This window comes from Acinetobacter minutum (genome assembly GCF_035916735.1).
Classification (GTDB): Bacteria; Pseudomonadota; Gammaproteobacteria; order Pseudomonadales; family Moraxellaceae; genus Acinetobacter.
The window spans coordinates 1-24,826 of sequence record NZ_JAQIHG010000016.1 but is presented as its reverse complement, the minus strand read 5'-3'; the positions used below and the strand labels follow the sequence as shown (position 1 = coordinate 24,826).

21 protein-coding genes are annotated in these 24,826 nt (G+C 45.4%); 12 read left to right on the top strand and 9 right to left on the bottom strand.

Annotated elements, in window-relative coordinates:
• The first annotated feature begins 3 nt into the window (after positions 1 to 3).
• The 7 genes from PAE54_RS08115 (at position 4) to PAE54_RS08085 (ending at position 4,715) form a co-directional block, all read left to right on the top strand.
• Positions 4 to 543, top strand: coding sequence for a KdsC family phosphatase (locus tag PAE54_RS08115; RefSeq protein WP_273778899.1), 540 nt, complete (start codon positions 4 to 6; stop codon positions 541 to 543).
• Positions 544 to 583: 40 nt separating this feature from the next.
• Positions 584 to 1,132, top strand: a complete 549-nt coding sequence (gene lptC / locus PAE54_RS08110) for an LPS export ABC transporter periplasmic protein LptC (protein WP_326519050.1) — start codon at positions 584 to 586, stop codon at positions 1,130 to 1,132.
• Complete coding sequence (lptA, locus tag PAE54_RS08105) at positions 1,116 to 1,676, top strand: lipopolysaccharide transport periplasmic protein LptA (RefSeq protein ID WP_273778902.1); 561 nt, start codon at positions 1,116 to 1,118, stop codon at positions 1,674 to 1,676. Before lptC ends, lptA begins: the two co-directional genes overlap by 17 nt.
• Entirely contained in the window at positions 1,676 to 2,422 is a 747-nt protein-coding gene (lptB, locus tag PAE54_RS08100; RefSeq protein ID WP_326519049.1) for an LPS export ABC transporter ATP-binding protein, read from the top strand. The genes lptA and lptB overlap by 1 nt, the downstream gene beginning before the upstream one ends.
• Before the next feature lie 116 nt (positions 2,423 to 2,538).
• Positions 2,539 to 3,138 (top strand): IMPACT family protein, encoded by a 600-nt coding sequence (locus PAE54_RS08095; RefSeq protein WP_326519048.1) that lies wholly within the window; start codon positions 2,539 to 2,541, stop codon positions 3,136 to 3,138.
• Positions 3,131 to 3,748 (top strand): acyltransferase, encoded by a 618-nt coding sequence (locus PAE54_RS08090; protein ID WP_326519047.1) that lies wholly within the window; start codon positions 3,131 to 3,133, stop codon positions 3,746 to 3,748. Before PAE54_RS08095 ends, PAE54_RS08090 begins: the two co-directional genes overlap by 8 nt.
• Positions 3,749 to 3,872: 124 nt before the next feature.
• Positions 3,873 to 4,715 carry a universal stress protein gene (locus tag PAE54_RS08085; protein WP_326519046.1) on the top strand — a complete coding sequence of 281 codons (843 nt, stop codon included), beginning with the start codon at positions 3,873 to 3,875 and terminating at the stop codon, positions 4,713 to 4,715.
• Between the two features lie 132 nt (positions 4,716 to 4,847).
• On the opposite strand, the gene PAE54_RS08080 is transcribed toward PAE54_RS08085, so the two are convergent.
• The 4 genes from PAE54_RS08080 to mutS all read right to left on the bottom strand — a co-directional run bounded on the left by PAE54_RS08080 (position 4,848) and on the right by mutS (position 9,663).
• Positions 4,848 to 5,516 carry an O-methyltransferase gene (locus PAE54_RS08080; protein WP_326519045.1) on the bottom strand — a complete coding sequence of 223 codons (669 nt, stop codon included), beginning with the start codon at positions 5,514 to 5,516 and terminating at the stop codon, positions 4,848 to 4,850.
• Between the two features lie 115 nt (positions 5,517 to 5,631).
• The gene (locus tag PAE54_RS08075) at positions 5,632 to 6,357 is read right to left on the bottom strand and encodes a D-Ala-D-Ala carboxypeptidase family metallohydrolase (RefSeq protein ID WP_273778908.1); all 726 of its coding nucleotides are present in this window, start codon (positions 6,355 to 6,357) and stop codon (positions 5,632 to 5,634) included.
• Between the two features lie 133 nt (positions 6,358 to 6,490).
• Positions 6,491 to 6,814 carry a ferredoxin FdxA gene (gene fdxA, locus PAE54_RS08070; RefSeq protein ID WP_273778909.1) on the bottom strand — a complete coding sequence of 108 codons (324 nt, stop codon included), beginning with the start codon at positions 6,812 to 6,814 and terminating at the stop codon, positions 6,491 to 6,493.
• A gap of 203 nt (positions 6,815 to 7,017) precedes the next feature.
• A complete protein-coding gene (gene mutS / locus PAE54_RS08065; protein ID WP_326519044.1) occupies positions 7,018 to 9,663 on the bottom strand; it encodes a DNA mismatch repair protein MutS in 2,646 nt (881 codons plus the stop codon).
• 646 nt (positions 9,664 to 10,309) lie between these two features.
• On the opposite strand from mutS, the gene PAE54_RS08060 reads away from it, so the two are divergent.
• From PAE54_RS08060 to PAE54_RS08045, 4 genes are all read left to right on the top strand, one after another.
• A complete protein-coding gene (locus PAE54_RS08060) occupies positions 10,310 to 11,056 on the top strand; it encodes a beta-ketoacyl-ACP reductase (protein ID WP_273778911.1) in 747 nt (248 codons plus the stop codon).
• An 82-nt stretch (positions 11,057 to 11,138) separates the two neighbouring features.
• Entirely contained in the window at positions 11,139 to 11,483 is a 345-nt protein-coding gene (locus PAE54_RS08055; RefSeq protein ID WP_273778912.1) for a phasin family protein, read from the top strand.
• Between the two features lie 119 nt (positions 11,484 to 11,602).
• A complete protein-coding gene (gene phaC, locus PAE54_RS08050; RefSeq protein ID WP_326519043.1) occupies positions 11,603 to 13,372 on the top strand; it encodes a class I poly(R)-hydroxyalkanoic acid synthase in 1,770 nt (589 codons plus the stop codon).
• Between the two features lie 81 nt (positions 13,373 to 13,453).
• Positions 13,454 to 14,632, top strand: a complete 1,179-nt coding sequence (locus PAE54_RS08045; RefSeq protein ID WP_326519042.1) for an acetyl-CoA C-acetyltransferase — start codon at positions 13,454 to 13,456, stop codon at positions 14,630 to 14,632.
• Positions 14,633 to 14,744: 112 nt separating this feature from the next.
• Here PAE54_RS08045 and PAE54_RS08040 read toward each other — a convergent pair whose 3' ends face one another.
• From PAE54_RS08040 to dnaE, 5 genes are all read right to left on the bottom strand, one after another.
• Positions 14,745 to 16,751 (bottom strand): esterase/lipase family protein, encoded by a 2,007-nt coding sequence (locus tag PAE54_RS08040; RefSeq protein WP_442784391.1) that lies wholly within the window; start codon positions 16,749 to 16,751, stop codon positions 14,745 to 14,747.
• A gap of 125 nt (positions 16,752 to 16,876) precedes the next feature.
• Positions 16,877 to 17,785, bottom strand: a complete 909-nt coding sequence (locus PAE54_RS08035; RefSeq protein ID WP_326519040.1) for an ABUW_2363 family tetratricopeptide repeat lipoprotein — start codon at positions 17,783 to 17,785, stop codon at positions 16,877 to 16,879.
• A gap of 107 nt (positions 17,786 to 17,892) precedes the next feature.
• Positions 17,893 to 18,717 (bottom strand): serine O-acetyltransferase, encoded by an 825-nt coding sequence (gene cysE, locus PAE54_RS08030; RefSeq protein WP_326519039.1) that lies wholly within the window; start codon positions 18,715 to 18,717, stop codon positions 17,893 to 17,895.
• Positions 18,710 to 19,552 (bottom strand): RNA methyltransferase, encoded by an 843-nt coding sequence (locus tag PAE54_RS08025; protein ID WP_326519038.1) that lies wholly within the window; start codon positions 19,550 to 19,552, stop codon positions 18,710 to 18,712. Before PAE54_RS08025 ends, cysE begins: the two co-directional genes overlap by 8 nt.
• A 19-nt stretch (positions 19,553 to 19,571) precedes the next feature.
• Entirely contained in the window at positions 19,572 to 23,138 is a 3,567-nt protein-coding gene (gene dnaE / locus PAE54_RS08020) for a DNA polymerase III subunit alpha (protein WP_326519037.1), read from the bottom strand.
• A gap of 166 nt (positions 23,139 to 23,304) precedes the next feature.
• Between dnaE and PAE54_RS08015 the strand changes: the two genes are divergently transcribed.
• A complete protein-coding gene (locus tag PAE54_RS08015; RefSeq protein WP_326519036.1) occupies positions 23,305 to 24,744 on the top strand; it encodes an acyltransferase family protein in 1,440 nt (479 codons plus the stop codon).
• Positions 24,745 to 24,826: the final 82 nt, after the last annotated feature.

Below are 24,826 nucleotides of genomic sequence, written 5' to 3'. Positions count from 1 at the left end.
ATCATGGCATCGTATGTATTATTAGAGCATGCACGTCATATGCAGGCATTGGTTCTGGATGTAGACGGTATTTTAAGTGATGGTTTTATTACCTTAACCAATAGCGGCGATGAAATTAAATCCTTTGATATTCGTGACGGTCTGGGGATGAAGCTGGTACAACAGGCGGGCATGAAGGTGATCATTATCACCGGACGTCAAAGTCATATCGTCAATAAACGTATGACCGATTTAGGCGTAGACCTGATTTTTCAGGGTCGTGAAGATAAAGGTGTTGCACTGCGTGAAGCCTGTGCACAGCTCAATATCTTTCCTGAAGACTGTCTATACATGGGGGATGACTGGCCAGACCTTTCAGCTTTCTCGATTGCCGGCATGAGTGTGACTGTTCCAAATGGTCATGTAGAAGTACGACGTCGTGCAGATTTAGTCACACAAGCTATGGGCGGACGTGGTGCAGTACGTGAAGTTTGTGACATGTTGTTAACAGCCAAGGGTGTTTATCAGGAATTGCTTGAAAAATACTTGGCTGTGCCACATTAAACCTTTAAGCCTCTTTTGAAATGGAAATAGTGCCTGACCTATGGATACCAAAGTTCTCTATGCAATAGCGATTACCGTTGCGACCGTGAGTGGGGGCTATTACTATTTCAGTGGCAAAAGTCAAAAACTGGACATTGAGTCTGGCCGTAATATGACTTATGCCGCACAGGGAATCCAACTCACTCAAACAGACGAGCAAGGCAATTTGCATATTCGTGCAAAAATCGATCGTCTTGAGCAAGACATGCAGCGCAAAACCTCGCATTTGCAACACTTGGATGCCAGCCTGTATCAGCAGGGCAAAGTGGATGCCACTTTTTCTGCGCAACAGGGCAATGGTTTTAATGACAATGAAAAAATTGTCTTGAGTGGAGATGTGGTTGCTCGCAAGTTTGGTCCTCAAGGACAACTAGATTTCCGTACTGATGAGCTGACTGGTTATCCAAAACTCCGCCAGATTGAGACCAATCACCAGGTTGTGGTGCAGTCGCCACAGGCTGAATTTATCAGTCAGGGGCTTAAAGCCAATTTAAATGAAGGGCAGTACGAGTTTTTTAATATTCGAGGAAAGTATGCACCAAGTTCATAAATCATCATTATTCAACGCTTTCCTAAAAAAAGCGGCTTTTGTGGGATGCATGACCGCGTTTGCTACGGCTGCCTGGGCTTTACCATCGGATCGTAACCAGCAAATTTCCTTGGTGGCGGATCGTGCGACCTATAATGAGCAAAGCGGTGTAACGACTTATAGCGGCAATGTGGTGATTGAACAGGGCACTATGCGTCTGCAGGCTGATTCGATTGTAGCGAAGTTAAATGCGAATCGTGAGATTAGTACAATTACGGCTACAGGACGTCCGGCAAAATTCCAGCAGCAGATTGATGTGAAAAAAGGCTTGGCACGTGGTCAGGCACAAAAAATTGTTTATGATGCCTCAACGGGTATTATTACCTTATCGGGTGGCGCTTATCTTGTTCAGGATGGGGCGAGTATTCGCGGTTCAACCTTACGCTATAGTATGAACAAGGGCGATATCGAAGCAACGGGCGGAACAAATGGTACAGGTAAAGGCCGTGTACAAATTATTATTCCGCCGTCAGCGAGTAAGACTTTCCCGGGAGCACGTGATTAATGGAACAATCACTTCAGCAACCACAAACTTTATGTATCAAGCATCTTGCAAAAAATTACAGTAAACGTTGGGTCGTGCAAGATGTTTCCTTTACCATGCAAAGCGGCCAGATTGTTGGACTGTTGGGACCAAACGGTGCAGGCAAAACCACCAGTTTCTATATGGTGGTCGGATTGGTGCGGATGGATAAAGGTGAGATTCATCTGGATGATCTGGATTTATCTGATCTCGCGATGCATGAGCGTGCCCGCAAAGGGATTGGTTATTTACCGCAGGAAGCGTCGATTTTCCGTAAATTGACCATCGCTGAAAATATTATGGCGATTCTGGAAACTCGTAAAGATCTCAATAAACAGCAACGTCAGCAACGTTTAGACGAGCTGTTGCACGATTTTAAAATTACCCATATTAAAGATTCTCTAGGGATGAGTGTCTCGGGTGGTGAGCGCCGTCGTGCTGAAATTGCGCGTGCCTTGGCTGCTGATCCGAAATTCATGTTACTGGATGAACCTTTTGCTGGTGTTGACCCGATTTCCGTCGGCGATATCAAAGAAATTATCCGTGGTCTTAAAAATCGTGGTATCGGCGTTTTGATTACCGATCATAATGTTCGTGATACGCTAGCGATTTGTGAAAAGGCGTATATCATCAGTGAAGGTGCGGTGATAGCGGAAGGAACTTCACAAGAAATCCTGGACAACGAAACTGTTCGTCAGGTGTACTTAGGTAAAGATTTTACAGTTTAAGCTGTTATCAATTGCTTTAGAATCCTCATGTTTGCATGGGGATTTTTTATTTTCAAAGCAAAAAGCAAAACAGGTTATAATTTTACCGTTTTGTAGCCGTATTCTGATTTGACCTTATGCCATTCACGCTTGCTTATCCTGTTCAGTTTGAAGAAGAAATCAAAAAAAGCCGTTTTCAGGCGATGGCTGTGCCTGTTGACAGTGAGCAAGCGGTGAAAGACTTTCTTGAAGAAAACAAAGATCCTACCACCACACATCAGTGCTGGGCCTGGAAAATTGGTAATCATGTACGCTTTAATGATGATGGGGAACCCTCAGGTACAGCGGGACGTCCAATTTTAGCTACGATTGAAGGCAATGAGCTGACTAATGTGCTGGTCTTGGTCAACCGCTGGTATGGTGGCATTAAGTTGGGGACGGGTGGACTGGTTCGTGCTTATGGTGGCTGTGCAGGGCAATGTTTGAAACTGGCAGAAAAAATCGAGCTCATTCTGAAAAAACAGGTTACATTTCATTGCCATTTCAATGAATGGGCCATTTTGCAGTATGAATTGACCCAGCAGCAAATCGACTATCAGGAACACTACGAAGCCGATGGGGTGAGGATTGAAGCTCTAATGCAACTCCATCAAATTGAACCGTTTGCTTTAAAAATTCGGGATATCACGCGTGGTCGTGAGTCGTTAAAAATCATGGAAGATGAAGAAAATGACTGAAGCCGATCCTCTATTAAAATATCGTGAACAGCATCAGCATCGTCTGAATTACATGCCTTGGCTGTATTATTCACTTAAGCCCAAACATCGTGCTTGGGCAGAAGCTTGGCAAAAAGACTATCAAGCCTATTTGATGGAAATGGAAACCGTAGAGATTGGAGAGAACTGCTTTATCTCACCGCTCGCGCATATATTTGCCGAACCTGGCCGAAAAATCATCGTTGGTGACAACACTTTTATTGCAGCAGATTGTACCTTGCATGGTCCATTAACGATTGGTCGTGAAGTCGCGATCAACCATCACTGTATTCTGGATGGTGGTCGTGCAGGAATCATCCTGCATGATCAGGTGCGTATTGCCGCCTATAGTCATTTATATGCCTTCGATCATGGCATGGATCTGCAACAGCCCATCTATCAGCAAGCTGTCCGCTCACAAGGCATTGAAATTGGACGAGATGTCTGGCTTGGAGCACATGTCGGCATTAAAGATGGTGTCCATATCGGGGAACAGGCGATTGTTGGCATGAATAGCATGGTCTGTAAGGATGTTGAGTCGCGCCAGATTGTGGCGGGAAATCCAGCACAATTTATTCGTTGGCGTGAATAAAAACAGCAAAAAATGCGCTTTTAGGAATTTTCTTACAGAAATCCGACTGCTTTGCAAAAAAGTTGTGTTAATTTAAAAAATAAGAAAAAACCAAGGCCTGAAGCCCGAAGAGAGGCAGATTAAAATGAAAAGAGTGATTGCCTGTATTGATTCGTCGCCGTGTATTAATGCGATTGCAGAAGCTGCGGCATGGATTGCCAGTCAAACCCAACGTGAATTGGTCCTCTTACAGATTTTAGACTACTATCCGGCAAGCTATCATTTAGGGGAAATCAGTGGTGTCATCGGCTTTGAAAGTAATGCCATGTTACTGAAAGAGCTGGCTGAACTCGAACAGAAGCAAAGTGAACTGGCAGTTGATTACAGTAATAATCTGTTAAAGCATATCAGTGAATTGATCCAGGAAAAATATGGCATTACCGCCAGCAAAATTCAGGAAAAAGGCGATTTTCTGGAACAGAGTTTCCACATTCTGCAGGAAGATGACATTGCGGTGATAGGTCGCGTGGGTGATCATTCCGCAGACCGCCATAAACCGATAGGCACCAATGTGGAAAACTTTATTCGTGGTGCAAAATCAACTGTGCTTACAGTCGGAGAAAAGTTTACGCCACCGACACGATTTATTTTTGCCTATGAATATTCCCCAACCTGTCAAAAAATGATGAAACGGATTGCACAAAGTGATTTATTGCGTCAACTGCAATGTCATCTGCTTTATGTAGGCGATCAACCGGAAGTGCTGAATGAACCTGAGCAATATCTCCGCGATGCAGGGCTCGATGTCGTGCTTGAATACCGTTATGGCGATGTTGCAGAAAATATCCTAGAGTATCAGCGTGAACATTCTATTCAGTTGATCGTGCTCGGTGCATTCAGCCATAGCAAGATTCACCAGTTTTTCTTGGGCAGTATTGCAACGACTATTTTCCGTAATGCCAGTGTACCGCTGTTGGTGGCGAAATAATCCCTGACTTGTGATTTAAATTTATCCATAGTTATCCGCATTTATTGTGGATAACTGTATGGACAAGCACGTTAATCACTTGATAATTCTTGTAAAAAAAGACATGTTTGTTTTTTGTACAAGTGTAAGCGTTTATTTCACAATCGCTAAGGCGAAGCCATCATGTCCTTTGCAGCCCACTGTTTGCAGTGCCGTGCAGGATAAAATTTTCGGGTGATTTTGTAAGCTTGCAAACAGTTCGCGAATCCCTTTAATGCTGGGTTTATTGTTGTCGGGATTAATAATTTCTCCGGCACGAATGACGTTATCCATCACAATCACGCTGCCCGAATGGCACAAATTCAGACTGAGCTCGAGGTATTCGGCATAGCTCTGTTTATCCGCATCAATAAACACAAAATCAAAGGGTTCAAAGTTGCTGACTTCAATGCCACGTAAAATATCGGCTGCACGACCCACGCGCAGATCAATCGTTTGAGGCAGCTGGGCATTGTCGATATTCTCTTGCGCTAAAGCCGCATGTGTATCACGACCTTCGATGGTTAAAATATATCCATCGTCGGGCAATGCACGTGCCAGCCACAAAGTGCTATAGGCGGCAAAAGTTCCCAATTCCAGCACACGTTTACAGTGATTCATCTGTATCAGCATTTGCAACAGCATACCTTGGTTGGGAGCCACGGCAAGATGATCCGGGAAACCTTTATCGGCTGTATTTTTGAGGTTCTGTAGCAGCTTTGGGTCTTCAGGAATTAAATGTGAATCAATGAATTGATCGACTTCTGTCCACATTTGTTGCATGAGCGTGTTCCCTATAATGCGTTAAGCGCATTGTAAACTTTTCAATCTAGAGTGCAATTTTTAACAGGTAGATTGCTGAAATCTTCAACAAATCAATATCAAAAAAACTCTAAAATTAAGAATAACTGCTGCACATCGAACTGTTACGGGTGAGGTCAGGCCCCCAAGTCCGATAGCCTTGGGTATCAATATGGATTTGCCCTGAACGGTAGAGGCCTAAGCCCATATTTAAACTTTGTCCATGTTCAATCCAGAATTGACATAATTTAAACTTGGTATTTTCAATAAAGGCATAATCTTCCGGTTGGGGGATTTCGGGTCCAATCCTGAAATCAATGGCCGAGTTGAACAGGTGGCGTGAAGAATTTGCCCCTCCCGCACACTGATTTAATGGCAAATCCCGATACACAGAGGTCACTTCAAAATCGGTCAGGATTTTTGCAGCCACCATATATTTAAAAATTCGAATAGTCGCCAGCTGATTGTCCCAGAGCTGTTGGTTCGGTACAGCATATTGTGAGCCACCACAGCGTTGCCAATCCCGTGCCGTACGTAACAGTTCAAAGGTGGGGATAATATTGGAAACATTATTACGTGCAAGAAAATGTTCATATTCCTGCATCTGTTCCAAATTATTGCCGATTGCAGTCCAATTATAGAAAGATTCTGGTGTGACCTTAGGGGATGTCGGACGTTCAATGCTGATCCGTTCTTGCGGGATATAAATACGTGATCCGCTAGGAGAGGTCATTTGACCGGTTTTTTGAGGGGAGGTCGCACACCCGATCATAACAAGTGGGACGATACTTGTGGTAAGCAGGCCCTTCAAAAATTGCTTCATCGAAAAATCAATTACTTAATACACTACCGCCAGTATTTTAATCTAAATCGCCGCAAAAAAATGCTTTAAATTGCAATCAAATGTTCCGACTATGTATAAAAAAAGACCAGCATGTGCTGGTCTTTTATTGATCTTACTTTTCTAAGTATTGCAATTTATTAGGTTTACCATTCCATTCTTCACGATCAGCAGGCTGTTCACCAATCTGCGTGATATTTGGCCATTTCTGTGATAAATCCGCATTCAGTTCGATAAATACTTCTTGGCCTTCTGGTAATTCATCTTCAGAGAAAATGGCATTTGCTGGGCACTCTGGTTCACAAAGCGCACAGTCGATACATTCATCTGGATTGATTACGAGGAAGTTTGGACCTTCATAGAAACAGTCTACTGGGCAGACTTCTACGCAGTCTTGGTATTTACATTTAATACAATTTTCAGTGACAACAAAGGTCATGGCGACAGCTACCTAAAAATATGGTTTTAATTAATTGCCTTATTTTAGGCAAAAAAAGCCTCTAGTAACAATTGCTTTTATTGATATTTGTTATATGCCGGGCTACTAAATTTAATAAAAGTTGATCAAAATCGTGTATGGCTCCTATAAAAACGGACTTTTCCCCAAAAAAGTCCGTTCATATTTAGAAGATCAACACCGCTTTAATTTTGTTGAGCCAGTAATTCCTTTAATGCATATAATTCAGCGAGCGCCTGACGTGGACTAAGCTCATCAATGTCCAGATGCTGTAATTTTTCCAGCACAGGAGAAGGTGACACTACCTCAATCAGTTCAGGTTCAGGAGCGATTTCAACACTCTTTTCTAATGGTGCAAACAAGTCATTTTGTACGGCGGTATGTAAATGTTGCTGTTGCTGCTTTTCCAGAATTTTTAAGCGTTTTTGTGCTTCTTTAATCACGCTAGCCGGGATACCCGCAAGTTTGGCCACCTGTAAACCATGACTCTGACTGGCTGGGCCATGCTGGACTTTATGCAACAAGATCAGATTGCCATTGAGTTCTTTGGCGGTGACATGGTAGTTGTCGATCCCCGGTTCTTGTGCCAATTCGGTTAATTCAAAATAATGAGTGGCGAACAGACACAGACACTTCACACGTTTGGCCAGTTCTAAAACGCATGCCCACGCTAAAGACAGACCATCATAGGTACTGGTTCCACGACCGACCTCATCCATCAAGACCAAGGATTGCGAAGTGGCATGATGTAAAATCTGCGAGGTTTCGGTCATTTCCACCATAAAGGTTGATTTGCCTGTTGACAGGTCATCTGCAGAACCAATACGGGTAAAAATCCGATCAATCGGTCCGAGTCGGGCGGATTGTGCCGGAATAAAGCTACCGCAATAGGCTAGTAAGGTAATCAAGGCCGTTTGTCGCATAAAGGTTGATTTACCGCCCATATTTGGACCTGTAATGATGGCCAGACGGTGATGAAAATCCAGGCTGGTATCATTCGGGGTAAATGCCGTTTTACTTAAGGCCTCTACGACTGGATGCCGTCCTGCGACAATTTTAATGCCGATTTCTGCGTGAAATTCTGGACGTGCCCAGTTACGCAATCGGGCCTGATGGGCAAAGTTTGCCAGCAAATCGATTTGGGCAATCGCACTACTCATGATCTGCAAATTGGCAATGTCTTGTCGTAATTCTTCTAGCAACATCTCGAACAGCATTTTTTCCCGTGCCAGTGCACGAGATTCGCTGGAGAGGACTTTGTCTTCGAAACTTTTCAGCTCAGGCGTGATATAGCGTTCGGCATTTTTGAGCGTCTGCCGACGAATATAATGCTGAGGAGCCTGTTCGGCCTGGGCACGGGTGAGTTCAATGTAGTAGCCACTCACCCGGTTATAGCCAATTTTTAGGGTCGGAATCCCCGTTGCTTCACGTTCCTGAATTTCCAGATCAATCAGGAATTGTCCGGCATGGTCACGGATCTTGCGCAGTTCATCCAGCTCACTGTCAAAGCCTTCTGCAATAACATTGCCATCACGTAACAAAACCGGAGGGTGCTCGACAATCGCGGCCATCAATCGTTGATGTAATCCGTTAAAATCGCCAAGTTCTTGGTCTAGCTGTCGCAATAGCAGTGATTTTTTTTGCTCAATGATCGGTTGCAGAGCGTGACGTAAAAATGGAATTTGGGCACAGGCCTGACGTAACTGAACCAGATCACGCGGACGCGCGCTGCCCAGCGCGACACGGCTTAACACCCGCTCAATGTCGCTGATTTCCTTCAGCACCAGACGAAGTGGTGTTTCATGATAGCCTTTAAGCAGCTGTTCAATGGCATCCAGACGCGCATCTAGCAGTGCAGTATCGCGCATGGGCTGCATTAATGTTCGGCCCAGTAAGCGTGCCCCCATGGCAGTTTCACAATCATTGATTAGTTGAAACAGTGAAGTTCCATGTTCAAAGAGGGGCTCAATAATTTCCAGATTACGTCGGGTGACCGGATCTAAGGCAATAAAGTCACTGCTTTGCTCGAGCTGTACAGAGCGGATATGCGGTAAGGCGGTTTTTTGTGTTTCTTTTGCGTAGTGGATGAGCGCGGCTGCAGCAGCTTTGGCCAGAGGTAAATGATCGATACCAAAGCCAGATAAGGTCGATACTGCAAATTGGTCACACAGGGTTTTTTGTGCGTTATTTAGGTTGAAATCGACATTAGGGCGTTTGGTCAGGGGACACTCGATCTGTTTCTTGATCTGTTCAATAATATTGGGATCGATCAGGTCTTCATCAATCAGAATTTCACTGGGCATCAGACGTGCCAGTTCAATCAGCAGTTGTTCCGGCTTATATTCCTGTTGTTGAACTTTAAAAATACCCGCACTCAAGTCGAGTAAGGCTATCCCGATCTGGTTTTGTTGCAGACATAAAGCCACCAGATTGGAGGATTGATGGCTGTTCAGTAAGGCATCGTCTGTGAGGGTTCCAGGGGTCAGGATACGCACTACTTGACGTTCAACCGGGCCTTTACCTGTGACTTCTCCGACCTGTTCACAAATTGCCACTGTTTCACCAGCCTTGACCAAACGTGCAAGGTAGCCTTCGGCAGAATGATAGGGCACGCCTGCCATTGGAATCGGTTCGCCTTGGGTTTTACCGCGATGGGTCAGGGTGATACCGAGCAGTTTGGCCGCTTTGTGGGCGTCGTCAAAGAACAGCTCATAAAAATCCCCCATACGATAAAACAGCAACGCATGCTGATGCTGCATCTTGACCTTAAGGTACTGTTGCATCATCGGGGTATGCGAGGAGAGATCAGCCATGACGTCTTGCATGCTCATGTAGGGGAGGTCCTTCAATTTGAACAATAAAATTACAGGGAAATAGAGGTCTGTTTTGCCAACAGGATGATTGCAGAATTGAACCGTGGTGCACAAGAGAACAGGGCATTCTTGTTATCAACAGGCAGCATTCACCTGAAGCGCAATCACGGCTCAAGTCTAACAAATTTAATAACTTGATCCAAAATATATTACCAGTAGCATCAAGTTGAAATATGGGATTCTTGTTGAAAGAAGACGAAGCGGGTGTCCATATTTTTACAGTGATTTAAGTTGGTTTGGGAGGTTGTTCATCTATTCAAAATTGGAAAACAGTAGCGAAATAAAAATGTTCTGGCAATTGAGGTTTCTTTATCCTTCCTTTTAATTGAATTTTTTAAGAGCGTATTTATGGCAAAAATGCGGTAACAAGGAGTGAACCATAAAAACTTTTTGAAAGTATCTGTACTTTTATCTCGTTGATTATCCTCGCACATCTCCCTCTCAGTTTTCTCGTGTTACTTAAATATCGTTAGTTACATTTGTACATAAAAACATCAAGCAGCTGTAATAGGGCTTTAACATAGAAAAGGTTAATTTGTGTGCAGATTCTGAGGAATCTTTGTGGATCCACTCAACCATTTTTCGAGTTGCTAAAGGTAAAGATATGTCCGAAAGAAAAGTCGCATTTGTGACAGGGGCACTAGGTGGTATTGGTAGTGAAATTTGTCGTCAGCTGGTAAAAGCAGATTATAAAATTATTGCAACGGTTGTTCCACGTGAGGAAGACCGTGAAAAGCAATGGCTAGAAAGTGAAGGATTTCAGCCAGAAGATGTACGTTTTGTCTTAACCGATCTGACCAACCATGCTGATGCAACGACAGCGATTCAGGAAGCGATTGAAGCCGAAGGTCGTGTAGATGTTTTGGTGAATAATGCAGGGATCACACGTGACGCGACATTCAAAAAAATGTCATTTGATCAGTGGTCACAGGTACTCGATACCAATTTAAAAACCCTGTTTACCGTGACCCATCCAGTCTTTAATAAAATGCTTGAGCAAAAGCAGGGACGGATTGTCAATATCAGTTCGGTGAATGGTCTAAAAGGACAGTTTGGACAAGCCAACTATTCAGCTGCGAAAGCAGGCATGATTGGGTTTACTAAAGCGCTGGCCCAAGAAGGCGCACGCTCGAATATATGCGTGAATGTGGTGGCACCTGGTTACACCGCGACACCAATGGTGACTGCGATGCGCGAAGAAGTAGTCAAAAGTATTGAAGACCAGATTCCGTTAAACCGTCTAGCTCAGCCTGAAGAAATTGCAGCAGCCGTCATGTATCTGGTGGGCGAATATGGCACCTATATTACCGGTGAGACCTTGTCGATCAATGGTGGTCTATACATGCAGTAAGCTTTATGCTGATGGCATTTGTTTTTTGACATTTTGAACAATAACTAAATTTTAAGCACTATAAATCCATGGAGTAGTACCAATGCTATACGGCGATATCTTTTCAAACATGAATGCTCAATACAAAAATATGTTTGAACCTTATGCAAAATTTAACAGTCTTGTGGCAAAAAACTTTGCTGACCTGACCAATTTACAACTCAACGCGGCGCGTCATTATGCTGACATCACCTTGTCGCAAGTGTTTGCCAACAGTGAAGTGAGAGACATGCAAAGCATGATCAACTGTGGCACCAAACAGTTGGAAACCATGACTAAACTCAGCCAGCAAATGATTGAGGACGGACAAAAGCTGGCGAGCTTGGCGACTGAATTTAAAGCCGAGTTTGACAAGTTGGTGAGTGAATCAATGCCGAACAATAAATAACGGTTTGCAATCCAGATGAAGATTGAAGACTAGTATGCGGGGAAGTGGAAATCACTTCCCCGTTTGCTATCCCATTCCTGATAAAGCATGAGGAATGACCCAGTAGGCGGAGTGGCGCAATGCAACAGAACATTTTTCAGTTTAACCAGAACGTCCAACGTTTTTTTGATGTACATGAGGAAATCTGGAAGAAAGTACAAGAATTTTATTATGGTGATAATCCACTCAATGAAGCATTGAGTAAAGTCAATAATGAAGACATGACGCTGTTCTTTCAGGCATTAACCAAAAACCCGGCTCGCTTGATCGAGATGCAGAGCAAATGGTGGATTGGCCAGATGCAGATCTATCAAAATATCATGTTGCGTAATGTCAACAAGGATATCCAGCCTTTGGTCACCCCCGAGCAGGGGGATCGCCGGTTCAAGGATTCACTGTGGCAGGAGCCGAATTATGATCTTTTGACCCAGTCCTATCTGCATTTCAGCAAATTGGTGCAAGAGATGCTGGATGAGGTGGAAGGCATTCCGGATAAAGTGCGTCACCGAATCCACTTTTTTACCCGTCAAATGGTCAATGCCTTTTCTCCGGGGAATTTTTTGTGGACCAATCCTGAAGTGATTCATCAGACCGTACAGGAACATGGACAGAATCTGGTACGTGGCATGGAAATTTTCCATGATGATGTCATGAACAGCAGCAAATATCTGTCTGTACGTATGGTCAATAATGACTCGTTCCGTTTAGGGAAAGATCTGGCTTATACGCCGGGTGCAGTCATTTTTGAAAATCCGGTCTTCCAACTGTTGCAATATGAAGCGACAAGCGAAACGGTTTACCAGACACCGATCCTGTTGGTTCCGCCTTTTATCAACAAATACTATATTCTGGATTTGCGTGAGCAGAATTCTTTTGTGAATTGGTTGCGTCAGCAAGGGCATACCGTATTTTTGATGTCCTGGCGGAATCCGGGGGCTGAACAAAAGGAAATGCGCTTTGATGACCTGATTACCTCGGGTACGGTTGAAGCGATGCGGGTCATTGAGGAAATGACCGGAGAAAAAGAAGTCAATGCGATTGGTTATTGTATTGGTGGGACGGTTCTCGCAGCGACGCAGGCCTACTATGTCGCGAAACGCCTGAAGAATCACGTCAAAAGTGCGACCTATCTAGCGACTTTATTAGACTTTGATAATCCAGGCAGTTTGGGTGCATTTATTAATGAACCGGTCATTCAAGGGATTGAAACCCTGAATCAACAGGTGGGCTATTTTGATGGCCGCATGTTGGCAGTAACGTTTAGCCTGTTACGTGAAAATACCTTGTACTGGAACTATTACATTGAAAACTATTTAAAGGGCAAACATCCGTCTGACTTTGATATTTTGTACTGGAACAGTGATGGCACCAATATTGCCGGACATGTCCATAATTTCCTGGTGCGTAATCTTTATCTAAATAATGAACTGATTCAGCCGAATAAGATCAAGGTTAATGGCGTAGGTCTGAACCTGTCAAAAGTAAAGACACCAAACTTTTTTATCTCGACTCAGGAAGACCATATTGCACTCTGGGATGCGTGCTTTAAAGGTTCAACGTATCTTGGGGGCGAAAGCACTTTGGTGTTAGGTGAATCTGGCCATGTAGCGGGGATCATCAATCCACCCAGCCGGAATAAATATGGTTGTTATACCAATCACGCGGCTTATGAAAATCCTAAGCAGTGGCTCGCAGATGCTCAATTCCATCCCGAATCCTGGTGGTTACGCTGGCAGGAGTGGCTTGCCCCTTATACCGGTGAGCAAGTGCCGGCTCGCAGCTTAGGCAGTGTTGCCTATCCTGTCAAGGAAGCTGCACCGGGCAGTTATGTACAGGCCAGTCTATTTTAATATTTGGGCATTATCAGTGCAGGCCTATAGTATAGGTGCAGGCACTTCAAGCAATAGATAAATGAAAAGATAGGATATAAAATGAAAGAAGTTGTGATTGTTGCTGCAAAACGTACTGCAATTGGAAGTTTTTTGGGTGGTCTTGCTAGTGTTAGCGCACCTCAATTGGGACAGATAGTGATTCGTGCTGTCCTCGAAGATGCTGGCGTCAAACCGGAACAGGTGGATCAGGTTATCATGGGGAATGTACTCACTGCAGGTGTAGGTCAAAACCCAGCACGTCAGGCAGCTATTGCGGCCGGTATCCCGGTTTCGGTGCCGGCTTCAACCTTGAACGTGGTTTGCGGTTCAGGATTGCGTGCTGTGCATCTCGCAGCACAGGCGATTGTAAGCGGCGAAGCGGATATTGTGGTGGCGGGTGGCCAAGAGTCGATGTCACAAAGCGCCCATATTATCCAGATGCGTAATGGCCAAAAAATGGGCAATGCACAGCTGATAGACAGTATGGTCTATGATGGTTTGACTGATGTGTATAACCAGTACCATATGGGCATTACCGCGGAAAATATTGTAGAAAAACTGTCGATTAGCCGTGAAGATCAGGATGCCTTGGCACTTACTTCACAGCAACGTGCTGCCAAAGCGCAGGCTGAAGGCAAATTTGAAGCGGAAATTGTGCCAGTTCAGATCCCGCAACGTAAAGGTGATCCGCTGAATTTCGAGCGGGATGAATATATCAAGGCGGACAGCAACGAGCAGAGTCTGGCCAAACTACGTCCGGCCTTTAAGAAGGATGGAACAGTGACGGCAGGAAACGCTTCGGGCATTAATGATGGAGCAGCCGCGGTCTTGGTGATGAGTGCTGATAAAGCTGCCGAACTGGGCCTAACGCCATTAGCCAAAATTAAATCTTATGCCATGTCGGGTATTGAACCAGAAGTGATGGGGCTAGGACCGGTTAATGCGGTACGAAAAACACTGGAAAAAGCCAGCTGGTCACTGCAAGAAGTGGATCTGGTTGAAGCCAATGAAGCCTTTGCTGCACAGGCTCTAGGGGTATCGAAAGAATTAGGTCTGGATATGGATAAGGTTAATGTGAACGGTGGTGCAATTGCATTGGGCCATCCAATTGGCGCATCCGGCTGCCGTATTCTGGTGACGTTGTTACACGAAATGCAACGCCGTGCAGCGAAAAAAGGTTTGGCAACATTATGTATCGGTGGCGGGATGGGGGTGGCTTTAGCGGTTGAACGCGTTTAAGTCGAGTTCCTTACCCAACAGAGTAAAAAGAATCCTTCGGGATTCTTTTTTATTGGAGATTCATAACATACATCAAAACTGAAGAGATCTTTTAATCGTTTCCTTAAGAGGGTTAGGGATGATACAGACCTAGTTCCGTTAAATGCTGGCGTAAAATTCGTCGTAGCTCCAGCACAGCATCAGGCGTCATCTGAATGGAATGTCCACCTTTAAAAATCTTTTCTGAACGTGCACCTGGCAAATGGGCACTTTGATAACTGACAATACCATCGCTCATTTGTGTTTTCTGTTCAGTATCCGTCTGATTGCCCAAAATTGAATGATAAATCAGCCCTTGACGTGGCATCACATCTTGCGTCAGGGCAATAAAACGCGATTGATGGCTGAGGTCACTGGGGCCATTCTGAATTAGCCCCCGATCCATCTGTTGTAACAGAGATTTCATATCGGGGTCTTGCGCTTGGATGGCTTCGCTCAGGCTTGACACAAAGACACCCGGAAGGCGGATGATTTTTCGTGCTGCGCGGGTGAACCAGCGTTCAGCATACTCGGTTCCGCGGTGTGGCGTCGCCAGAAAAATGGCACGGCTGAACTGATCAATTGAACGGATTTGTAAACGCTCATTCAGCATCGGGTCATTTTTCAGAGTGCTTTGCTGTCTTGCATTCATGGTGTGTAGCGCATCTCGGGAAAGATCAGCATTACTGACTAATAAGCGGCTGATAATTCCGCCCATGCTATGCCCAATCAAAACGGCATCCTGTTTGGCCGGTGCTTGTGTATTGAGCTGGCCAAAGGCATGTTTCAATAAGGCATAAATTTGCAAACGACTTTCGATCATGGGCATATTGGTCGAATAAAAAACCTGCCAGACCTGATAATGTTCACGTAACACCTGATCACCCATGATGTCATTGGTCAGTGCAATCCAGGCTTCCGGGCTACTGGCCATCCCATGTATCAGCACAATGACTTTTTTTTGCGGGTTATACGGCTCCAGCATATACAAATGGGGCATCGCCAGATTTTTTTCCCGGTCAATCAGGGAGAGATAGGCTGCAATGCCAAGATTATTTTGTGCTAGCCACAGTCCATAGGGTGCAGAAAAATTGGCTGCCAGAGGATACTGTTTATTGCCCACCCTAATTTTGTCGACCCGGTAAGGATCATAAAGCTGAATCTGTATTTCCGGCTGATTCAGAATATCCTCGACACTCTGTAGCGATTTGGGTTGCATGGCAATTGTGGCTGCCAAGTAACGTGCCTGATGAATATTGGGATGCTGGCCATTGCGATAGGAAAAATTGAGCGGATCCAAAATATAGCGGTCATTGACCGGTTGCTGATCTTTGGCCAGAACCACCACAAATTCTGAACCGAAGCCATCACGGCGGTTGATGGAACGTAATCCGGAAAAGTTAAGATTATAACTCGACAGTAACTGTTCCACCTGCAGATGAGCCAGCTGAGGGAAGTGTGAAAAATCGATGTTATAGACGCTCTTACCGACCTTGATTTGGGACTCGACTTTGCCACTTTGATGGCGGTTGGCATAGGTCATGATCAGTTTCGCGACCGCCTGATTATAAAAATCACGGATCTGAACCTGACGGTTGTCAAAAATGCGCTCTTGTGGCTGACGTCTGGTTTTAAACAGATAGGCATAACTGTAACGAATACTTTTGTCCAGTAAATCCAGTTGCTGATCCAGACACTGTTCATACTGTTGTTGCTGATTGTGCTGTTGCGGATTTTTAGTTTGCTGTTCAGTTGGGCTATATTGGCAAGCGGTGGAGTCACCAAGCTGCATGGCACGCGCCAGATAAATTTCACTACTGGTCGAGAGGAGCTGTTCATCCTGGATTTGTGGAATCTGTTGGAGCTCGGCAACGCAATGAACCGCCTGCTCGATACAGGCTTTGGCTTCTCGACCCGTCATGGACAGTACATTCAGGCTGGCTTCACTCAGTTTATGGCGTGTCAGAATGCTGTCACGTTCATTGGCAATCGTGACATTCAGCGCTTGCTGTTTGACACTCACCACCTGACAGCCGCTTATCCCTAGTAGACTGAGACCCATCGACACAGCAATTATTTTTTTTGTTATGAGCGTTGGCATAGTTCAACATAGTAGAACAGATGCGGTCATCATACGTGAAGGCAGAATTTTTGTAATGTATTTCGTATAAAAAATAGGCTGAACAGGCAGCCTATTTTTTAGCGTTTTTGTAATACCAACCTTAGTTAAGAAGCGGAATTGAGGACTTGCCAGACGTTCCAGCGGCCCTGTTTTTCAATTTCCTGGATTAAACGGTCGGCGACTTCAGCTTCACTTGGATACTTGCCTTTATAGGCTTTTAAGGTGTTTATGGCGTTTTTCTTTTGTTCCATGGCAATGTAATTGTTGGCTGCAGACAAATAAGCTTCTTGTACCCCTGCCTTCATGGCTTTGTCTAGATAAGGAATCGCTTCACGTTGACCACCCCCTTCAGACAAGCCAAAACCAAACCAGAAATTCGCTTCCGCATCATTTTGATTGATTTTGAGAATACGCTGTGCATAGGTTAAGGATTTGCTGGTATAAGCATGACCTAAATCCAGATTGCGGCCCATGACACTAGCTTTAAACGCACGCATCAGTACATCAAATGAAGCATTCGGATGGCTGGCCAACGTATCGAGCTGCTGGCTGACTTCACGCAGCTTGCTTTCAAAACCTCGACGTTCCTGACGGTCAGTAAAGCGTGGGGGATAATGCCGTGCTTTACCTTCGACCAGTTGCAGAAAATCGTCAATCTCAGTCACATCCAGTTCATTTTCACCAGCCATCACAGCAAATTTCATGGTGCGTTCAGGTTGATTGATTGTCGGAATAATCAATTTGTTCACTTCCAAGATAATGGTTTTGCTCGGATCCTGAGGTGATTTGATCTGCATCTTGTTGACGGGTTGCGCTGCGGCCTGTTTTAAGGCCAACTCAAACGGAGGCGGTGCATCATAATTAAACGGATTCAGCGCATAGAAGGCCGGGCTAATTTCAGGTTCGATAAAGATGATCGGCTCAACCCTTTCTGGTTGGGTTGAAACGGTACTACAGGCTGTGGTGAGGAGTGAGGTCGCAATCAAAGTACAGGCCAGCGGTGTTAGGCGCATAAGATTCATCCGTTGTTCTATTTTATCATTAGACAGGCTGTAGCTGAGTCTAAGAAAAAGCTCAGCAACATACAACGCTGTCCTTGTTACAGTCTTTATTGAGTGGTTTAAGGCTTGGCTTGACTGTTTTGTGCTTCGCATTCACGACGCACATCTTCGATAATTTGCAGTTCTTTTGCACTATAAGGCTGTTCATTTTGCTGCTGGGATTTAAAGGTCGGATCTAGCTGGGAAAGACGCTGACATAAACTGTTGATACGTTTTTCATTCAGCTGCAAACGATCCAGTAAAACACGCATACCTTCCAGAATAGGGTCGGACTGATCCTGTGTGGTAGCATACGGTTGGAAGCCAATGCTTTCTGCATAATCACGGCGGCGGGCTTCCTGTTCCTGTTTGCTTTTATCCTGCTCTTTTTGATCTTTCAGGATATAGCGTGCCGAGTAACCGACCGCAGTTGCACCGGCCGGTACTTCTTTGGTGACGACCGCATTTGATCCGATTTTGGCCCCTTTGCCGACCGTAAAAGGCCCCAGAATTTTGGCACCAGCGCCCACGATCACGCCATCTTCCAGCGTCGGGTGACGTTTACCTTTGTTCCAGGTTGTACCGCCTAAGGTCACGCCATGATACAGGGTGACATCATCACCAATTTCGGCGGTTTCTCCGATGACCACGCCCATACCATGATCAATAAAGAAACGTTTACCAATTTTTGCGCCTGGATGAATTTCGATGCCGGTCGCAAAACGGCTGAAAGAGGATAACAGGCGTGCTGAACCCTTACAGTTTTTTTTCCACAGTTCATGGGCCATACGGTGCATGAGCAGCGCATGAATACCCGGATAAGTCGTTAAAACTTCTAAAGTATTGCGAGCGGCGGGATCTCGCGCAAATACAGCTTGGACATCTTCTTTGAGCTGTTTAAGCATCTGTTTGATCCTCTTGATCTGTCGATTTTTTCCATGTGCCCTGTGTCAGAGCCTGTACCCGGCTAAAAATGCCACGTAATAAATGATATTCCATACGGTCTAATTGTATCCGTCCAAACAAACGGCGCAAGCGTAAAGGTAACAATCGCGGATTTTTTGGATCCAAAAATTCAATATCTTGCAGCATTTTCTCCATATGTGGATAAAACTGCTCCATTTGCGCATGGGTGACTAGCGGTTCATCCCATTGCATGGATTCCTGTTCTGTGACCGGCATTTGTTCTTCATGTGCAGTCGGTTGCACCTGCAACTGCAGGGTGGCCATGCGCATTTCATAGCAGACGACCTGAATGGCTTGGGCAACATTCAGTACCCCATAGTCAGTATTAACTGGAATGGTGACATGATAATTCGCTAAAGCCAGTTCTTCGTTGGTCAAACCGCGATCTTCCCGTCCAAATACCACAGCGACTTGTTGTTGATGGTGTACCACGGCCTGCATGGATTTTTCTGCGGCTGGGCGGACGTCCAATAAAGGCCAGGGAATGGTTCTGCTGCGCGCACTGGTGCCAAACACCAGATGACAGTCCTGGATGGCTTGTTGCAGCGTTTCTACAATCTCGATCTGTTCAATCAGGTCGCTGGCACCGGCTGCCAACGCATCAATATCCGGATGTGGATAGGTTTTGGGTGCAACCAGGACCAGTTTACTCAGCCCCATGGTTTTCATGGCGCGTAAGGCACTACCAATATTGGCAGGTAGGGTGGTATTCACCATGACAATACGTACATTTGAGAGAGATGCCGAAATTGCGGCATTGTCCAGTTGATTCATATTTGATCCGGAAAATGTTTTAAGAATATTGGCTGGTTTCGGCCTGATATAGATCCAAGGCTTCATCCATGCTCATATTGGGGGATAGCGGCGTGGTTACAGGTATTGCAGGGGATGGCTCTGCTGCTTTTGCCGCTTTGGATTTCACTTGATATTCAACATGCAAGGCCTGTTTACCGAAATAGTCACGCAATTTGCTGAGCAATTCATCCTGTGGGGCCACTTTCCAGTTCATGCCCAGATGTAACTCTGCTGTGGCATAGGCGGTTTCCACATGCAGTTGTAACGGAATATGCTGGCACATGTCGACATTGCAGAATGGCAGCAAGATTTGCTGTAAATCATGTCCCAGTTGTGGTGTCAGCATCTCATGATCAAGCTTGATTCTAATGCTATTGGCACGTTTCTGGCGAATTTCATTTAAGGTAAAAGCTTTGGTGAGGCGTCCCATCGGACGGTCAAAGCCTTCACGTTCGTAGATTTCACCTTCGATGACCACAACCCGTTCGTTTATGATAATCTCTTTGAAACGCTGGAAACGTTCGTGGTTACAGCTGACTTCAATCCGTGCTGTACCATCGTCTAGCGTCACCATCATCCGGTTCGGGAAATTGGCCACGTCAATGACCAGTCCAGCAAATACGGTGGTGACACCGCGTCGTGTTGGTGTCAGCTCATTAATGCGTGCGGGAATAAAGGCTTTTAATTCCTGTCGGTAAACATCAATCGGGTGACCGGTGAGATACAGGCCTAGAGTGTCTTTTTCACCTTTTAAGCGGACTTCATCACTCCATGGTTTTACCGGCTTGGCAGGTTTGCGTTGTACCTCTTCTACTTCACCGAACAGATCCATGATGCCGGTTTCACGGTTTTGTCGCGCCTGTTCGGCGGCTTGGACCGCTTCCGGCAGTTGAGCCATCAGACTGGAGCGTTCAATACCCAGGCAGTCGAGCGCACCTGCACGAATCAAGGCTTCCAGGGTGCGTTTATTGATTTTTTTCAGATCAATCCGATGGCAGAAATCAAACAGGTCTTTATATGGACCTTCTTTCTGCCGCGATTCAATCACCGATTGCATGGCCTGTTCACCCACGCCTTTGATGGCACCTAAACCGTAAACAATGGTTTTTTCATCTGTGGCATGGAAATGATACAGAGATCGATTCACCGAAGGAGGTAAGACTTCCAGTCCATTGCTGCGACAGTCATCGATCAAAAATACCACACTGTCGGTGTTCTGCATTTCCGACGACATCACCGCAGACAGAAATTCAGCCGGATAATGCGCTTTTAACCAGGCGGTTTGATAGGCGACGAGGGCATAGGCTGCAGCGTGTGACTTGTTAAAACCATAACCTGCGAACTTTTCCATATAGTCGAAGATATGGTTGGCGGTGACTTCATCAATACCTTTTTCTGCGGCACCTGCATTAAAGATCTGGCGCTGTTTGACCATTTCTTCCGGTTTTTTCTTACCCATGGCACGGCGTAGCAAGTCCGCACCACCGAGGGTATAACCGGCACAAATCTGTGCCGTTTGCATCACCTGTTCCTGATACACCATGATGCCGTAAGTTGGTTCTAGTACGCCTTCAAGTAGAGGATGCAGATATTCAAATTCACCGCCGTGCATACGGTGGATAAAGTCCGGAATCAGATCCATCGGACCGGGACGATACAGGGAAACGAAGGCAATAATTTCCTCAAATTTGCTTGGACGTGCCTCTTTCAGCATTTTTTTCATGCCGACGGATTCAAACTGGAATACCGCCGTGGTGTTGGCATCTGCGAACACTCGATAGGCATCCGCGTCATCCAGCGGAATATGGGAAATATTCAGTGGTGTTTCTAACTGGTTGTGCTTGTTAATGTTCTGGACGGCATCTTCAATTACGGTCAGGTTACGCAGACCCAAGAAGTCAAACTTGACCAGGCCCGCAGATTCCACATCATCCTTATCGAACTGTGCAACGCGGCTGCTACCATCCGCTTCGCACATGACTGCAGAGAAATCGGTAATTTTGGTCGGTGCAATCACCACACCACCGGCATGTTTACCGGTGTTACGGGTAATGCCTTCCAGCTTGAGTGCCATTTCCCAGATTTCAGAGGCATCGTCATAATCCGGATTAGACGGATTGGTCACCATGTCTTTCAGTTGGGGTTCCATTTCCAGCGCAGTTGCCAGATCGACACCCAACGGTTTGGAGGGAATCAGTTTGGATAGGCGGTCGGCCAAACCATAGGACTTGCCCAGTACCCGTGCGACATCACGGATGGCGCCTTTCGCTGCCATGGTGCCGAAGGTGGCAATCTGTGAAACGGCATCACGACCATAATTTTGTGCCACATAATCAATCACGCGATCTCGACCGGCAATACAGAAGTCGATATCGAAATCGGGCATCGAAACACGTTCCGGATTGAGGAAACGTTCGAACAGCAGCTCATAACGCAATGGATCAAGGTCAGTAATTTTCAGGCTATAGGCCACCAAGGAACCTGCACCTGAACCCCGTCCTGGACCGACCGGAACGCCATTATTTTTTGACCACTGAATGAAGTCCATCACGATCAGGAAGTAGCCTGGGAACCCCATGTTATTGATGATGTCGATTTCATAAACGATTCGTTCATCATAAGGTTTACGGATCTCGGGCCAATCCTCACCCCGTTTCTCGGGCGGGTAGAGGTGGGCTAAACGTTCTTCGAGACCTTCTTTGGAGAGATGGGCAAAGAAGGTTTCAATGGTATGACCTTCTGGAATTGGATAATCCGGCAGGAAGTATTTACCTAATTGCAGCGTGACGTTACAGCGCTGAGCAATGTAATAGCTATTTTCAATTGCCGATGGCAGATCGGCAAACAGCTCGGTCATCTCACTTGAGCTTTTAAAGTATTGTTCAGGACTATAGTTTTTCGGACGGCGCTCATCCCCGAGCACATAACCATCGGCAATACAGACACGCGCTTCATGTGCTTCGTAATCTTCAGAGTCAATAAAGTGCACATCATTGTGTGCCACGACACCGATTTGGTATTTTGCTGCCAGTTTGACTGCTTCACTGATGAAATCATCTTCACCTGGGCGATTGGTCCGGGTAACAGCCAGATAGACGCGATTGCCAAATTTTTCGATCCAGGCTTCCAGCAACGGTTCGGCTTTTTGTGGATTGGATGAACATAGCATTTGTCCGACATCACTATGCATGCCGAGCAGGACAATCAGATCCTGATGTTGTTGCAGGATCCAGTCTTTTTCTACGCAGGGAATATCTTGTTGCTGTCCTTCAATCCAGCCACGTGATACCAGTTCGGTTAGGCTGCGCCAGCCGTGATTGGTCATCGCCAGTAGGATTACTTTGTGTTGTGCATCGTTCAGGCGCAAGGTGCTGCCCAGAATCGGTTTGATGCCTTTACCCAGACAAGCGCGGTAAAACTTGACCGCTGCATGTAGATTGGACAGATCGGTGAGTGCCAAAGCCGGCATTTGCTCTTTGACCGCTGCTTTGATGAGATCAGGGACCCGGACTATGGATTCGGTAATCGAAAATTCTGTGTGAATACCCAAATGAACAAACCGCATAGATTAACCCTTACCTAGACCGCCGAACATTTTAACATGCTATCTCGAGTGAATTTGTTGAATATTTTCGCAAAAAGAATTTTTAGTGCACGCATCACCTCAAAATAACTGATTGCTATTTTGTAGGGAAATTTTAAAATTTCACAAATTCTTTGATTGTTCTCTTATGAGTATAAATTATCGGCCGGATATTGATGGTCTGCGTGCTATCGCGGTGTTGTTGGTCATTTTCAACCATGTCGGCTGGAGTTTCTTCTCTGGAGGATATATCGGTGTTGATATTTTCTTCGTCATTTCCGGTTATCTCATCACCACGATTTTGCTGAAAGACATGCAACAGCAACGCTTTTCGGTCGCGCAGTTTTATAAGAAACGCGTGATCCGTTTAGCACCTGCCTACTTTACCGTGCTACTGACGGTGAGTGCAGTGGGGTATTGGTTGTTGCTGCCGCAGGAGTTGGTGCAATATTCAAAAAGTCTGATTTATTCGACTTTTTTAATGGCCAATATCTATATGCGTAAAGAAGTCGGAGATTACTTCAGCAATAGCGTGGATGAAACCCCTTTACTGCATTTATGGTCTTTAGGGGTAGAGGAACAGTTCTATATTTTCTGGCCATTGATTCTGTTGTTTTTGCTACGCAAAGTTCCCTTGAAATGGCTTGGCGTCATTATTGCGGGCTTGATTCTGTGCTCTTTGCTCAATGCTGAACTCGCAATTGCAGAAAATGCTGCGAAGGCCTATTACACCATGCCTGTGCGCGCATTTGAGTTGCTGTTGGGCGCAATTATCATTTTCGTGCCTACATGGCCACTGAAACGTTTTTGGTCGTGGCTGGGTATTACCTTAGGCCTTATCATCTTGGCATTCTGTGCATTGTATTTTAATGAGAATACCCATTTTCCAGGGCGTACAGCTTTGTTGCCTTGTCTGGCGACAGCACTGATTATTTATCTTGGGCAACTCGATCACAAGAGTAATCTTCTGCTCAATAATCCACTCAGTCGCTATCTCGGTAAATTATCCTACCCGATGTATTTGTGGCATTGGCCGCTGATTGTTCTGTTTCAGTTGCATTTATGGCCATTAACCCTATTCAATCAGTTCTTGATCATCGGCGTGACGCTGATCTTGGCCTATATCACCTATCGTTGGGTGGAAACACCTTGTAAGACCTTCGTTCGTGTGTCGACTTCAAAAGTGATTCTGTGGGGATTCGTGATACCTGCTGTAATTGTCACTACGGCTGCAGCCAGTGTGATTCAACACAAAGGTTTCCCCCAGCGCTTTTCACCTGAAGTGAATCAGCAAATCGCTGCATTACAGTCCTTTGCCCATCGGATCCGGATTAATTGTCATGGTTATCCGAATGCAGAGGAATTGCCGAGTATAAAACGCTGCATTTTAGGTGAACATAAAGCGGAAATTGATTTTCTCTTGATTGGTGATTCCCACGCCAACCATTTCACGGGCATGCTGGATGTTTGGGCGAAGGATGCGCACCTGCGTGGGTATGATGTCACACAAGATACTACAGTCTATTTGCCAGGTGTTGAAATGCTGGAGGAGTCTTCTGCCAGCGCTGATACCGTGGATCAAACGTAAGCGTTCGCTGAACACACCTTATGAATTCATCCTATAAGCCTTAATTTAGTCCCCACTTAAAAACAAGTGGGGACTAAAATTT